This is a genomic window from Flavobacterium potami (assembly GCF_020026915.1).
Lineage (GTDB): Bacteria > Bacteroidota > Bacteroidia > Flavobacteriales > Flavobacteriaceae > Flavobacterium > Flavobacterium potami.
This window is the reverse complement of record NZ_JAINUY010000001.1, coordinates 607,907-624,254: the sequence shown is the minus strand read 5'-3', so window position 1 is coordinate 624,254 and position 16,348 is coordinate 607,907. Positions and strand designations below refer to the sequence as shown.

The following is a 16,348-nucleotide window of genomic DNA, read 5'->3' as shown; positions in this document are numbered from 1 at the left end:
AAAAAAGATTGCAACATTTAATTTTTTATAAAGAACCCAGCAATCAAAATTGCCAGGTTCTTGATGCAGTTCTCAAGGCAAAAACCAAATAACAAAATTGCCCTGATAACCACATTTAATCGAAATAAAAATAGACTAAAACATAAATAACCAAACTCAATTTTAATCCTCCCATCTTTTTATTTCTAATTTTTCATTATTACTTTAATTTAAAAAGTTCATCACTTTTAATGATTTTCTGTTTCCAGATTTATCTGTTACGATTACAACAAATATCTGTTTGCTTGCAAAACTGTGATTATGAAGCACGATCTCTTTGTTACTTTGAAGATTTCTGTGACTCATAATTGTTTGTCCGATTGTGTTGAATACATCTACCTGAGCGATATCTTCATTGTCATTAGACACAGTCAAAGCATTATCTTTAAAATACGCCAGCGTTGTGTTATTTTCAGCTGAAATCTTATCGGTCGCCAATGTTTTTGCTGCGGCTTGTGATGCAAAATAGGCTGCATAAGCTTTAGATAATTCAGATGAATTTCCGCAAGAAGAAGCATCCCAGTTTACAGACCAAGTCATTAAACCTCTTAAAGAAGGATATGGACCACCTGGTTGCATCGTATATGTTCTTCCAGAAAAAGTGGTTCCAGTTCTTAAATAATTCATAGCATTAATTCCCTCTGTCGGTGTTAGATAACCGCTTCCCGCTGCACTTGGACAAGCCGGTAATGCAATAAGAACTTTTGAAGCTGGTAAACCGTCAAAATGCATTCCTGTTGAAGCAATGTTATACCCTTTAATCACCATATCAGTTAAGGCTGTTACCATATTTGATTTCTTAGCCGTACCGTAATATTGGCCGTCTAATCCGTTTTCACCACCTGTGTTATACAATTGTACCGCCAGCAAGTCTAACTCGTTACGCAAGTTTTGAATAATTGGTAGGAACGAACCAAAAGTATCTGTATAAGTTGTATATCCTCCTTGTACATATTGTGTTTCTGGAGCTGCAGTCAATAAGAATCCTGGTCCGTAATACGCTTTTAATTCTTTGAAAGCATCGACTACGTTTTTCAATCTTGGATAAGCAGAAATACCAGCATAAGAGATATCTCTTAGATTTCCTGCACTAAAATTCATCGATCCTCCTTCAAAATCAATATCAACTCCATCAAATTGATACTCGTCAATAATTGCCTTTAGACCATTAACAAAAATATTTTTCTGTGTTACATTGTCTAAAACAACATGACCATTTTGACCTCCGATAGAAACAATAACAGGAACTCCACTATCTCTTAAAGATTTTATATCGTTTTTCAATAATTGCTTATCGAAAACTCCATTGGTCAAATATCTAGCATCATTTGTAGTCAATATTGGCGTATAACCATCACGATTAACGGTTTCTACGAAAGAATAATCTACTACATTAAACTTGCTTCCGACCATTTGAGAAAAGTATAAAAATGGTGCTGAAGTATTTTCCCAAGAATGTGCGTATCCTAAAATAATTTTAGATGGAAGCGGAATAAATCTGTTAGTCCCTACTGTAGCAATTTTAATGGTATTATTTAATGTAGTTACACCTGATTTATTATCGGTTGCCTTAATTACAATTGGATAATCCTGATAAGCAGATGGCGTAAAATTATACGAATAAGTATTATTTGTACCTGCCGTCATATTAAATGTACCTCCATTTATTGTAATTGTGACACCAGAAACAGAACCGTCGCTATCAACAGCTGTAACTGAAATTGGCACAACTTGGAAAGTATTTTGATATACCGTAGTATTTGACGGTGAATTCCAAGTAATTACAGGCAATGCATTCGGACATGTTGTTCCTGAGCATTGCAGAGAAAAATCTTTTGTGCTTACTGCCGTTGCTCCACTTGAAGCTGTTGCCGTTGCTTTCAACGTATAATTTTTATTGAAATCTGCTGCAACGGGTGTCCAACTCGCTACATATTCTGATCCAGAAAGTGTTGCCGTAATATTTTGTGAATTGATATTGAATACAACTGATGAAATTGTCAAACTAGCATCTACACTCGCCGTCGCTTTAAGCTGAATTGCAGTTCCTGGAGCAATAGCAACAGTTGCTGTTGACGGACTCGTAATACTTATCTGCGGGGGTGTAGATTGGTTGGTATTGAAATTATAAAGTGTTGATGTTGTTGGTACAGCAAAGTTTGCTAGATTATTTGGGTAATAAGCTACTTCCCCATTTTGCCATGAGTTTAATTTCAAACTCAAAATCTGTGTATAACCTGCCACAACTGAGTTATCGAAAGTGTAATTTCCTGATGCATCTGTTGTTGCCAAAACACTTTTCCAGTTGTGTGTATTGTCTGTCCAAGGCAAAACAATTTCTACTTTTGCATTTGCCACAGGTGCAGAACCATTTTTAACCGTTCCGCTGATTAAGTTTGTCGCTGCAGCTAATGCGGATTTCGCAGTTGAATTGGTATTAAAATTATAAACTGTCGGACTTGAAGGAACAGGGAAATTTGCCAAATTATTTGGGTAATAATTCACTTCTCCGTTTGACCATGTATTCAATTTTAAACTTGTAATTTGCGTATAACCGTCTGTAACAGAATTATCAAAACTGTATTTCCCCTGTGCGTCTGTGGTTGCGATAACACTTTTCCAGTTATGTGTGTTATCCGTCCAAGGTAAAACCAATTCGACTTTTGCTCCTACAACTGGAGTTGCTCCGTTTTTAACCGTTCCGCTAATTTTACTTGTTGTTGTTACAACATCTTGAGTAAGGTTTAATGTTTTATTGGCATTCAAATTAGAATAAACAGTTGAAGCCGGAGTAAAAGTTTGTCCTGTCAAGGCTGCTGTTACATTATAATTTCCACCAGAAACCAACGAAAGAGAATATGTTCCGTTAGAATTGGTAATTGCCGTTATATTTCCACTTGTAGAAGACGCTGTAATTGTTACCCCAGAAACTGGAGTACTTCCGTTAAGAACTGTTCCGCTTACCGTATAATTTACAACTGCCGTACCTTGAGTAAAATTCAATGTTTTGTTAGCATCAATTGCATTGTAAACTGTTGAAGCTGGTGTATACGAAAATCCAGATTTTGAAGCTGTAACTGTAAAGTTTAATCCCGCTGTTAAACCTGCAACGCTGTAAACTCCGCTTGCATTTGAAGTTGCTGTTAAAGTCGTACTTCCTGAAACTGCTGAAACCGTCACACCAGAAACTGGCGTTGATCCGTTCAGAACTGTTCCGCTTACGGTATAAGTTGGTTGGGTACCATTTATTATAACTCCAGTTTGATTTGTTGTAACGTTTGTCAACGAAACTGGAACAAATGTATAACTCGCTTTTAGAGCTGTCACAGAATAGTTTTGCCCAGAAGTTAAACTATTGAATGTAAAGTTTCCTGTTTGAGAAACTACAGTTTGAATTACTGCATTGCTTGCATTACGTAATTCTACCGTAACATCTGTAACCAAAACTGATCCGTTTTTTACAGAACCTGCAATGCTTACTGTTCCTGGAACTACGCTTCCAAAAGAAGTATCGACCTGATTTAATAATGAATTCGGAATTGAACCTCTAGTATCTTGAGATAATTCCCAAATCATACCTCCAGCTAAGTTTTTAGATTTAATGTATTGTACTTTTAAATCCATTGATTGTTTATCTTCATAAGAGATAAACTCTTTTGTTGTAGCATTATATAAGTAAGGAACTTTTGTTGTATTGTCAAAATAACGAACCCATCCTGCCGAAGCTGCAGACGGCGTTACCATCATGGTATTTGGATCTAAATAAGCATGCGAATTTGTAACTGGATTTCCGACTAAATCGCATATTTCGATACTTCCTGATTTTTCACAAGCTCCAGAACCATCCCAAGTTCCAGTTGGATTTTGCGGATTTGTACATCCTGGAACTACATATCTTGGCGCTGAAACAAATAATCCGTTTGTTGAATTTGTGGCAACGTTATCGAATTTTTTTCCGTAAAAAGGCAATCCCATGATTAATTTATTCGCAGGAAAACCAACAACATTCAAATACTGATTGGTTAATTCGTCTAATGATTCTGATTGTGTCGCTCCATATAACGGATCGTTTGGATTTCCACTTGCGTATAATGGTGCATTGTAACAAGTTTTGTCATACCAATTCCCTCCGAAATCATATCCGAAATAGGTAATATAATCACAATACGTCGAAATATCTTCGCTCATACCATATTGTGATCTGTTGTTTGGCCCTAAATACTGTTTAGAAACGTTTCTAACATTGTTTCCAGCAGCAATCGTAACCAATTTATTTGGCATTGCCTGACGCATGGCTTTTAATAAATAAACCAAATTTTTGTTGTCATCAGGACTGTATTTTTGTGGAGGAACAGGCGCACCATTTACTATTTCTGTACCGTCAGTTCCACCCGAAAGAGGGTATTCCCAATCGATATCAAAACCATCTATAAAAGGATATGTAGTAATAAAGTTTGCCATATCTGCTGCTAAAGCTGCTCTTGCCACAGGACTTGCAGCAATTGGAGAAAGATCCTGTCCTTTTGTCCAGCCTCCAACAGAAATTAGAATTTTTAAATGCGGATACTTTTCTTTTAGCTTCATTAAATCATAAAAGTTTCCTTTTACCGGAGCATCCCACGGAATACCTCCTTCCATATGCTCAAAATCAGCATAAGTGTCCAAACATTTTAATTTTGTATTCTCTGGATGTGCGGGATCATAAGTTGTCCCATAAAAAGAATAATTCAAGTGCGTAATTTTACTTCCATCTATTTTCGGAACATTGAAATCCCGGGCATAAATAGACCATTGCGCATAATACCCTACTACTTTTTTACCGTGGGCAGGTTGTGCCAACGCAAGTAAGGGAAACAATAACAAAAAGAGCAATCTGTAATAATGTTTCATAATTAATAAATATTAGTTAATAGAAAATAAGTAATTGGGCCACAGCAGCATAAATATTGCTGGGTTTCGCTCAACTGCAGATTGGAAGCCCGCTGTCGAGTGGAAATAAACTCAAATTAAATTCTATAGATAAATATTACTATTACTGATTCATACATAATCATTAGCCAATAGTAGTGATTGATATTTATTTATAATTTTTCAAAAAAATTAATTTCAAATACAAATGATAAATTTGGGACTACTCATCAATCTATACTCTTTTTTGTCATGTTTTGTAATCTTTCTATTTGGTTGTTTAAAGGTTAATACTCCGTTATTGGTTATTTTTTTATTTAATTTATATACAAACTGTAAATAGATTCCTGAAATTCTTTTTATAATCATCTCTACCAAATAACTATGGAAGAGATGATTATCACTTAAAAAAACATTAGTAACCTAAACAAATACTAATTCAATTAAGACTTAAAGTAATTTTTTCAAACTCTCATAAACAGACAATTCGACATCTGCATGATCTTTTGTATTACAGTCTTCCACTAACTTTTTCAAATTGTCAGATTTCAAAGTCGATTTGTTATCCAAAACCAACAATAATTCCTGAGATGCATCATTCAATTTTTTAGACAAAGGCAAAATTGGCTGTACCAAAGGCGCATTTGTACTCAAAGCGGTTAAATCTTTGTGCACAGCAATCCATTTATTAAAAAATCCTGCAACTTTTGCTTTATTATCAGCCGATTTATTTGCTAAATATTGATTGACTGCAACATTAAACGCTAGAGCATCTTTTGCATCTGGACCGCAGGCATCGGCAAAAAGTGTAAAAGGAGAATACATTTGGTACTCTGTTCCTCCTTTATTACGAGTATATCCTTTTAACGGCTCACTCACTTTTGAAAACTCTTCTAATGCTTTAATGTCTTGATTGTTTGCAATGTTTCGTAAAATCACATCTTTATTTCGAATATGAGTTAAACCTAATTCTTCTAATCTAAAAGAAACGGTTTCCAAACGCTTTCTCATATTTTCAACATCAACAACATCTTCAGCAGACCAAAGTCTTTCTGCAATTGCAGCTGTTCTTGGCCAAAGTCTTGAATCTATTGTTGTTGGAGTTACCAATTCTGTCCACATAGTTGCTTCTCCACCTAAAATTCTCGCCTTTTCTTCTGCAGTCAAAGTAGCCCCTTTTGGCATTGGATCATTTAAATAATGGCTAGCAATTGGATACATCAAATCAATATAATAACCATTTGATAAAACTGTTTTATATCCTTTTTTTACAGCATCCACCAAAGATTGTCCTGCTGCCATTCCTTCGTTTGGTCCTCGCCAAGAGTGAACGATAGCTTCTTTAGACAAATCTTTTGTTAGAATTTCTTCCCAACCCATTAACTGTTTTCCATGTTTTTTCAACATCGGTGCCAATTGCATCGTGAAATAGGTTTGTAATTCGTGGTTGGTCTTTAAATTATGTTTCTTTTTGAATTCCTGAATTTTTGGATTTGCATCCCAATCTTTTCCTTCGTTTTCATCTCCTCCAATATGGAAATAAGCACCTGGAAATAACGGACAAACCTCATCAAAAACTTCACTTAATAATTGATATGTTTTAGGATTTGAAGGATCTAATGTTGGTGTGAAAATTCCAGCATTTCTTTCAATTCCATAGGTAGCGATTGCTGTACCTTGAATATTTTTTTCGGATGTTCCTCCCGTCAACGTAATTACTTTACTGCCAATTTCCGGATAAGCCGTTAAAATCGCAGATCCGTGACCTGGAACATCTATTTCGGGAACAATTAAAATACCACGCTCATCAGCATATTTTACGATATTTTTAATTTCCTCTTGTGTGTAATACATTCCATCCGAAGCCAATTCTGTAAACTTTGGATGTTTTTTCATTTCAATTCTCCAACCTTGATCGTCCACCAAATGCCAGTGAAAAACATTCATTTTCATAGCAGCCAATGCATCAATATTTCTTTTGATTACATCAATTGGTTGAAAGTGTCTTGAAGCATCAATCATTAAACCTCTCCAAGTGAATCTTGGGAAATCTGAAATCTTTGATGTAGGAAAATAAAAAGAAGTCGAATTATTCTGAAGCATCTGCAACAAAGTTTCCAAACCGTGTAAAGCTCCTAAATCACTTGATGCGTTTAAAGTAATTTTGTTTGAAGTAATATCCAGATGATAACTTTCGTCTTCGTACAAACCAATTTTACCGCTTTTTGTACAATTGATTTGTAATTCTGCATTTGGAACTTCGTTTAATTTTGTTATAAAACCTTGTTCAAAAAACATACCTGTCCTACCATCTAAACGGCGCAAAAAACGAGTTACTCCACCAAAAATTCTTGGATTCGGATTTCCTGTAATATTAACTTTAAAATTTTTGGTCAAAGTAAAATTACCTTCGTTAACAACAACATTCTGAGGCCACGGCATAAGATTAAGCTGCTCTTTCTGGACCTGAGCGCCCGCAGTTATACCTGCAAATAATAGTACAAATAAGTATTTCATTTTTCTTTTTTTTGGTTGGATAATTAATAAGTATCCGAAATTTATATAAAAAAAAGACAAAATTCAGAATGACTTCTGCATTACCTCACTTTTTCCAGCAATCATCTGAATTTTGTCATTTGATTCGTTCAAAAACGTATCATAAAACTTTAATAATCAAAACGTTTAAAGGCTTCAATTGCTTCATACTCCGCCAAACCTAATTCATCATATAGAATGGCTGTATTCTTGTTTCGATCTTCTGCCCTAACCCAGAATTCTCGAGAATCATTTCCTTGAAACATCACTCTGTCTTTTTGAGATTGATGATATAAAATAGCATGACGCTTCAATAAAACCTCTGACGGGCTTAACGGAACTGCCATATCAATTTCATGAATATCCCATTCATGCCAAGCTCCTCTATAAAGCCATAACCAACAATCTTTCATGTAAGGTTCTGGTTTCAATTCTTTTAAAGCAGCAAATATGGCATTCAGACAAACTTCATGCGTTCCATGCGGATCTGCAAGATCTCCGGCCGCAAAAACCTGATGTGGTTTAATTTGAGCAATAATATCTTTTACAATAGCAATATCTTCTGGTCCTAACGGATTTTTCTTTACTTGTCCAGTTTCATAAAAAGGAAGATCTAAAAAGTGTGTATTTGAATCTTTCAAACCAATATATCGGGTCGCAGCGTAAGATTCTCTTCTTCTAATTAATCCTTTTAATTTTCTAACCTCTAAAGAATCAATTTGATTTTCAGATTTGCTGTTTAAAAATTCTATAACTTCTTTAAAATTAATTTCGGAATTATTAGGACCTATAAAATCACTCGCAACTTCAGCAAACTTCAATGCTTCATCGTCTGTAACGGCAATATTTCCAGAGGTTTGATAAACAACATGAACATCATGACCTTGTTTAATTAACTTAGAGAAAGTTCCTCCCATAGAAATAACATCATCATCTGGATGCGGGCTGAAAAGAATTACTCTCTTTTTTGCTGGATTTGCTCTTTCAGGACGATGCGAATCATCTGTATTAGGTTTTCCTCCAGGCCATCCAGTAATGGTATGCTGCAAAATATTAAACATATTAATATTCATATCATACGCAGAACCTTCTTGCGCCAATAAATCAGACATTCCGTTATTATTATAATCTCGGTCTGTTAATTTTAAAATAGATTGTTTTGTTTTTTGACACAACCAAACGATAGCTTTGCTTTTCAATTCAGGCGTCCAAAGACATTCACCAACCAACCAAGGCGTTTTAAAACGGGTTAATTCAGTTGCAGCAGACTGATCTAAAACAAAAGTTGCATTTGGATGATTTTGTAAAAATGTTGCTGGAACTTCAGAACTGATATCACCCTGTATCGTTCTTTTTATAATTTCTGCTTTGTTTTGTCCCCAAGCCATTAGAACAATACGCTTTGATCTCATAATTGTCGAAACTCCCATAGTTATGGCGCGTTTCGGCACATTATCAATACCATTAAAAGCTGATGATGCATCGACTCTTGTGATATGATCTAGTGTAATAATTCTTGTTCCTGAGTTAATGTGCGAGCCCGGTTCATTAAAACCGACGTGTCCGGTACGCCCAATTCCAAGCAATTGAAAATCAAGACCACCTGCATTTTTAATATTCATTTCATAGTCGATACAATATTGATTAATTTCATCAATAGCTATTGTACCATCCGGAATATTAATATTTTCAGGTTTGATGTCAATATGATTAAAAAGATGCTCATGCATGAAATAGTGATAGCTCTGATTATTCTCTTTAGTCATCGGATAATATTCATCCAGATTAAAGGTGATAACATTGCTAAAACTCAGTCCTTCTTCCCTGTGCATTCTCACTAACTCTTCATACACTTTTATAGGAGAAGAACCTGTTGCCAACCCCAAAACACAAGATTTATTTTTCTCTTGTTTCGATCTAATTAGCTGCGCAATTTCTTGTGCTACAATTACAGAAGCTTCAATCGAATTTTTGAAGATTTCATTGTGGATTTTTTCAAATCGGGTTTCTTCAAATTTTCCTGCGCTTTTATAACTGATATCAGGTTTTATTTCTAAAGCACTTTTCATTTCTTTTCTTTTTTGTAGTAATTATCATTTTTGGCTTTTTAAGAATGGTATAGACCGTTTTCACAGTCTATACCATTACTACTAACCAAACTCAATATTTTTTTTAGAAGTTAGGAGCATTTACATCCCACCAAGTTCTAGTTCCTCCGTTATCAGGACCGTTAAGTTTTGCAATACCTGTTTTAAGACCTTCTGGGTTTCCATCTTTTTCAGTAGAAACAAAGTTTATTCTTCTTACTCCAAATTCTGTACTAATTGCACCACCACTTTGGTTATTAAGAATTGGCAATAATTTAGGATAACCTGTTCTACGGTGTTCAGCCCAAGCTTCCATACCGTCAGGGAAGTTTGCAATCCATTTTTGGGTAATAATTTTTTGTAATTTCACTTCATTACTTGCTGCTTCATCCCAAGCAACAGTTACTTTGTTTACAGCCAAACCACTATTGAATGGAGCAACTGGATCTACGTAATCTTTTGCCATTTTCGCATTATCAGCAATATAATCAGCAGCTCCACCTGTAGAAAGCTGATCGAAAGATGCGTTAATACCAGCTTTGTAGAATGTTGCAGCGTCACCGCCCATACTCCAGCCTCTTAAAGCTCCTTCTGCTCTTAAAAAGTACACTTCGGCTGTGTTCATCCAAACAACTTGTTTGTCTTCATCGATGATCTTACCAAAATTTGAAAAATTCAAGTGTTTAGATTTGTCTCCAAGAATTCCACCAGTACGAATTCCTTTGTACTCTCCAGGAAACTGAGTAGATGTTTTAAAGTAAACATTCATTCTAGGATCATTATAACCTCCCATGATAGATTCCATATCTGCAGACATACGGCTATCATTATAATCATAAGCCGGAACTCTTAGCGGATGCTGTGCTACATCTTTGTTTACAATAAAACTATCAGATGCAACAGTCATAACTCCAAATTTTTGGCTAATTGCTTTTTCTGCTTCTGATTTAGCCAATGTTGGATTTATTTTTACAATACGCATTGCCAATCTTAAACGTAGAGAGTTTGCATATTTTACCCATCTTGTGTAGTCTCCTTTGTAAGTAGAACGGTCTGTAGTTGCAAATGCACTTGCCTCGCCAGCATCAATTCTTTTAGTTAATTCTGTAACGGCAAAATCTAAATCTTTAAACATTAATCCGTATGCTTCTTCTTGAGAATCATAACCAATCGCAGCATCTGTAGTTCCTAATTTTGAGTATACAATTGGTCCCCAAGAATCTGCTGCTTTATGTAAAGTTTGCACTTTGATAATAGTTGCCAAAGCATAAAACTGATCGTATTTACCTTTTGCTTCTCTTTCAACTTTTAAGAAGTTAGACATAACTTGTGCATAAATTGCTTCCCATCCCCAAAGGTTCCAGTTATCCGAAAGCGCATACGAAAGGTTGTTTGAACCATCAAAACCAGGTGCTGTAGTATAACCTCCCCAAGTATTTCCGGATAAATCAATGGCAACTTGATACTTCCAACCTGGAGTATTTACCATTACATTTTCAAACATATTTTTGAAAGGTCCTTTGATATGATTAAAGTCCTGTGTTGTTTCTTCAAAAGTAAAACCATCAGGATTACTGTTAACCTCATCAAAGTTATCTGTACAACCAACTAAGGCCAAAAGACCTAAACAGATTAGTGATTTTTTTATATTATTTGTTTTCATGATGTTTTAATTAGAAAGTTACATTTAAATTAAGACCAATACTTCTTGTTGATGGCAAACCATAAATATCAACTCCTTGTAAACCTTGACCTGTACTTAAAGCAATGTTTGGATCAAATGGTGCATCTTTGTAAAAGAAGAATAAATTTCTTGCGATTAATGATAAAGTTGCTGTATTCACAAATGGAATAGTTTTTTTGTTGAAAGTATAACCAATTGAAACCTCTCTTAAACTTACGTTTGTAGCATCGTATACATACTCAGCTGTAGCACCGTTAAGACCTCCTACAGTTTCATAGTATTTTTGAGCATCTATTTTAGATACTTTTGTACCATCAGGCATAACTGCGTTTACGGCAACACCACCAGCATTTCTAGCATCTCCAGATCTTTTTGAAACTCCGTACCAATCATTCATAGATTCTGTAATACTCATTACATCTCCACCAAAACGTCCGTCGATTAAGAAGTTAGCTGTAAAAGAACCAAATTTGAATGTGTTTGACCAACCCAACATGAAATCAGGGTTTGCATTACCAACTTCGCGGAAATCAGCTTCAACTGCTAAGTTTCCATCTTGATCTAAAACAATTTCTCCTTTATCGTTTTTCACAATACCTTTTCCTTCGATAACACCAAATGGTCTTCCTTCAGTCAAAGCATATCTGTAGTTAATGTTATTTACTGGAGTCAAAGGAATAGTACCTCCTAATTCTTCTGGAATTGACTTAACTTTATTTCTGTTGTGAGAATAGTTTACCATAGTTTCCCATGAAAATTTGTCTCCTTCGATAACTTTACCACTTACAACAAGCTCGATACCTTGGTTAGCAATACTACCAGCATTGATTCCGTAGTTTGTATAACCATAAGGGTTTGTTGCTGGAGCAGGAACCTGAACATATTGATTTTTAGTTTCAGAGTTGTAGTAAGAAATTTCAAAACCTAATCTGTTGTTGAACATTCTCCACTCAGTACCAAATTCAAATTCTGATTTTAATTCTGGTTTTAACACATCTCCAGGTCTTGGACCTACAGTAGGAGGAATAATTAAACCACCTTGAACTGTTGATTTTGGAGAAGTTACAAAAGCACTAATATCGTTACCTACTTGAGCATAAGTTCCTCTTACTTTTCCGAAGTTAATCCACTCTGGCAAAGTTGTCATTTCACTGATAAGAGCTGTAACCCCTACAGATGGGTAAAAATAAGATGGAGTACCTGTGTTTACTAAAGTAGAAGACCAGTCATTACGTCCAGTAACATCTAAGTATAACATGTTTTTGTATCCAAAAGTAGCAGAACCAAAGATTGATTGAACTTCTCTAGAAGAACCAGTTGCTTGAAGACTTAAGTTATCAACTCCACTTGCACCTGCAAAATTTCCTAATGTAAATAAGTTAGCATTAACAAGTCCACCAACAATACCAGAATCTAAAGTAGTAGCATGATTGGCCAAAGTATTATTGATACTTGCTCCAACGATAGCATTAAAACTAAAATCTTCATTAAAATTAGTATTGATTTTAGCGATCAAATCTCCGTAACGCTGAGTACTTAACGTAGCAACGTTAATGTATCTACCATTTGTGTGAGACAATGAAGTATTTGTAGTAGCATAGATTCTTTTATCAAAATCATTCTCAATTCTGTTGTAGCTATATCTTGCTCCAATACTCAACCAATTGTTTGCTTTATATTCTACAGCAAGGTTACCGTTAAAGAAATTATCTTTATCAACAGATTTATTTCTATTGATTAACCAATATGGGTTTTGAACATAGATATCAGAATTTGGCTCTGTATAAAAATTTTGTCCGTATAAGTTTCTAGATGGAATAAATGTTTCGTAATTATCTTTGTAAAAATTGAAATCATTTGCTCTTTGGAATAAATATACTCCCGTTAAAGGATTTGAATAAAGTCCGTTTACAGGTCTGTTATTAATAGTTTGGCTAGTATATTTCGCATCTGCAGAGACAGTCAATTTGTTATCAAAAAACTTTGCAGTTTGACGAATTCCAAAGTTATTTTTCTTCAATCCGTTACCTTCAACAACTCCTGAAGCAGTAGTATTTGCATAAGATATGCTTGTAGTAGAAATGTCTGTACCTGTAGTAAAGGCAGCAGAAGTAATTTGTGTAATACCAGTGTTAAAGAAATCCTCAACAAAATCTTTCGAAGCTACTTTTCCTCCCCAAGATTTTTGTGCATCAACAGTTCCATATTCATTTTGGAATTTTGGTAATGAATGAACAGACTCTACAGTTGTAACAGAAGAAACAGTTAAATTTCCAGTGTTTTCTTTAACTTTTTTAGAAGACAATAAAATAACACCATTTGCTCCTTGAGATCCGTATAATACAGAAGCAGCAGCACCTTTAAGAACTGTCATTCCTTCATAATCATCAGGATTAATTAAAGAAACTGTATCTCCTCCATCACGATTACCTCCAGCAGTACTACCAAATGAATCATTCGGCTGATTAGAACTTCCGTTATACAACGGAATACCGTCAATAACATACAGCGGCTGACTGTTCATGATAGATGAGTTACCACGAATAACCACTTTTGTAGATCCACCAGTACCTCCTGAACTTTTTGTTACAGCAACACCTGCAATTTTACCAGCAATTGTATTGATTACGTTGGCATCTTTTACACGAACCAACTCATCACCTTTAAGTTCCTGAGCCGCGTAAGTCAAAGATTTTCTTGTTTTCTTAACACCTAATGAAGTTACAACAACTTCATTTAAGGCATTTGAAGCTCCCTGAACCATTTTCACATTAATTGTAGCAGCATCACCTACAACAATTGACTGAGTTTCTAGTCCTACATAAGTAAAAACTAAGGTTTGTCCTTTTTGAGCTTCAATTGTATACAATCCGTCAAAATCGGTAGTTGTTCCCTTTTGACCTCCTTGTACAGCAACAGAAGCACCTGGCAATGGCATACCTTCAGAATCTGTAATCACACCTTTGACACTTTTTACCTGTGCAAGAGTAACTTGCGCCGTAAAAACAATCATAAAGATTAAGAAAATTTTTTTCATGTTTATTTTATTTTGTTAGTTATGAAGTAAAATTATTCTTAAGACATTGTTAAAAAAAATAAATTAAACCAACGACAATAAAATTTAAACGAACGACATAAATCATTCAATAATACGTTTTACGAAAACGTTCTATTTAAAAATTTAAGCACCAATATCCTTTTTTTGCGAAATTTTATTCAAAAAAATTGTCATTTTGCAGTTAATTGTTTAAAGTTGCACAATATTTATACATTGTTAAGAAAAACCAAAATTCGTTAATAGCTTAAAATCAATTGAAAGAAATTCGAAAAGTTAAATTTGATATTAAACTGCAAAACCATATTTGGTTTTGGGGAGTTTACTTTACATTAAACTTTTTAAGATGGGGAGCTTATTTTAATGATTATCCTTATGCGTTTAAGTCAAATTTAATTGAGTTTTCATTAGTTATACCTTTAGTATATCTCAATTTATTCGTCTTGGTTCCGAAGTATGTATTGAAACAAAAATATATTACTTATACATTTTTATTGCTTCTGAGTTTATTTGCAATTTATTTAGCTAAAACCGCTCTTACCTATTATATCATATCAGAAAATATATGGCCGGAAGCCAATAGAGAATATCATCCTTTCGAAATTAATCACATTGTAGCTGTTTGTATTGGAGAATTGTATGTTTTAGCAATGGCTTCATCGGTTTATCTAACTTTAACTTGGCTAAAAGAAAGAGAAAGAAACCGATCTTTAAGAGAAAACCAGTTTAAGATTAAATTGAAATATCTGGAAAATCAAATTCAGCCACACTTTTTCTTTAATACATTAAACAATTTATACGCCCTATCATTAGAATCATCTAAGAAAGTACCTGATGTAATTATCAAACTTTCCAATTTAATGGAGTATGTTCTTTATGATGTAAAAGGAACCAAATTTGTCCCGTTAATCAAAGAGATTGATTACATTCAAAATTATATCGAAATCGAAAAACTTCGTTTCGCAAATGTTGAAGTAACCATCAATTTGGAATCAAGCATTGAAGACGTTGTTGTTCCTCCTCTCATTTTCATCTCTCTTGTTGAAAATGCTTTTAAACATGGGGGTTTAAACAATAAAAATCTAAAAATAAAAATCAACATTAAGGTAATCGATAATAAAACACTCGATTTTGAAATCTTAAATAATTTTGTAATTTCACAAAATCATAATTCAAAAAAAGGAATTGGTTTAGTGAACACAAAAAAGAGATTAAAGCTGATTTACAAAAACAATTTTAGTCTAAAGCAAAAAACCAAACTAAATTTCTACATAATCAGACTACAAATACCTACTCAGAATGAAGATTAAATGCGTGTTAATTGATGATGAGCCATTAGCAATCAAAGTCCTGGAAAATTATTTTACTAATTTTACAGATTTTGAAATAATGGCAACATTCAACAATTCTTTGGAGGCGCTTGATTTTATCAACAGTACACCAGTTGATGCCGTTTTTTTAGACATTAACATGCCTATGATGACTGGTTTTGAACTTATTAGTCTGATTGAAAATAAAACCAAAGTCATTATTACGACCGCTTTTAGGGAATTTGCCGCTGAAAGTTATGATCTTGATGTACTAGATTATTTGGTCAAGCCCATTCCACTACCTAGATTTATAAAATGTATCAATAAAATTACGACTGAATATAATCTTAAAAACAATATTAAAGTTGAAACCTCAAAGGGCGATTCGCATATTTTCATCAAAGTAGACAAAAAGATGATGAAGATTAATATTGAAGAAATCTTATTCGTAGAAGGCATGAAAGAGTATATAAAAGTTGTCACGCCAGATAAAACTTATATTACACATAAATCTCTTACATCTTTATCAGAAGAATTACCTGCAGATAAGTTTTTGAGGATACATAAATCTTACGTAATTGCGCTTAATAAGGTAAAATCTATTGAAGGAAACCGTGTTCAAATACAATCTTACAACATTCCGATAGGTAGAAACTACAGTAAAGAGGTCAAAAATAAAATATTAGAGTAAATATAATTGCGAATTACATTTTCTAAGTAGGTAAAAATT

7 protein-coding genes are annotated in these 16,348 nt (G+C 34.1%); 2 read left to right on the top strand and 5 right to left on the bottom strand.

Going from position 1 to position 16,348, the window contains the following annotated elements; all coding sequences use genetic code 11:
* Positions 1 to 204: 204 nt before the first annotated feature.
* From chiA to K6T82_RS02735, 5 genes are all read right to left on the bottom strand, one after another.
* Positions 205 to 4,929: a T9SS-translocated chitinase ChiA gene (gene chiA / locus K6T82_RS02755; protein ID WP_223704479.1), complete on the bottom strand. Its 4,725-nt coding sequence runs from the start codon at positions 4,927 to 4,929 to the stop codon at positions 205 to 207.
* A 468-nt stretch (positions 4,930 to 5,397) separates the two neighbouring features.
* Positions 5,398 to 7,464 carry a beta-N-acetylhexosaminidase gene (locus K6T82_RS02750; RefSeq protein WP_223704478.1) on the bottom strand — a complete coding sequence of 689 codons (2,067 nt, stop codon included), beginning with the start codon at positions 7,462 to 7,464 and terminating at the stop codon, positions 5,398 to 5,400.
* 149 nt (positions 7,465 to 7,613) lie between these two features.
* A complete protein-coding gene (nagB, locus tag K6T82_RS02745) occupies positions 7,614 to 9,551 on the bottom strand; it encodes a glucosamine-6-phosphate deaminase (protein ID WP_223704477.1) in 1,938 nt (645 codons plus the stop codon).
* Positions 9,552 to 9,654: 103 nt separating this feature from the next.
* Positions 9,655 to 11,232, bottom strand: a complete 1,578-nt coding sequence (locus tag K6T82_RS02740; protein WP_223704476.1) for a RagB/SusD family nutrient uptake outer membrane protein — start codon at positions 11,230 to 11,232, stop codon at positions 9,655 to 9,657.
* A gap of 10 nt (positions 11,233 to 11,242) precedes the next feature.
* Positions 11,243 to 14,290 (bottom strand): SusC/RagA family TonB-linked outer membrane protein, encoded by a 3,048-nt coding sequence (locus tag K6T82_RS02735; RefSeq protein ID WP_223704475.1) that lies wholly within the window; start codon positions 14,288 to 14,290, stop codon positions 11,243 to 11,245.
* A 275-nt stretch (positions 14,291 to 14,565) separates the two neighbouring features.
* On the opposite strand from K6T82_RS02735, the gene K6T82_RS02730 reads away from it, so the two are divergent.
* Complete coding sequence (locus K6T82_RS02730) at positions 14,566 to 15,618, top strand: sensor histidine kinase (protein WP_223704474.1); 1,053 nt, start codon at positions 14,566 to 14,568, stop codon at positions 15,616 to 15,618.
* Positions 15,608 to 16,309 (top strand): LytR/AlgR family response regulator transcription factor, encoded by a 702-nt coding sequence (locus tag K6T82_RS02725; protein ID WP_223704473.1) that lies wholly within the window; start codon positions 15,608 to 15,610, stop codon positions 16,307 to 16,309. Before K6T82_RS02730 ends, K6T82_RS02725 begins: the two co-directional genes overlap by 11 nt.
* Positions 16,310 to 16,348: the final 39 nt, after the last annotated feature.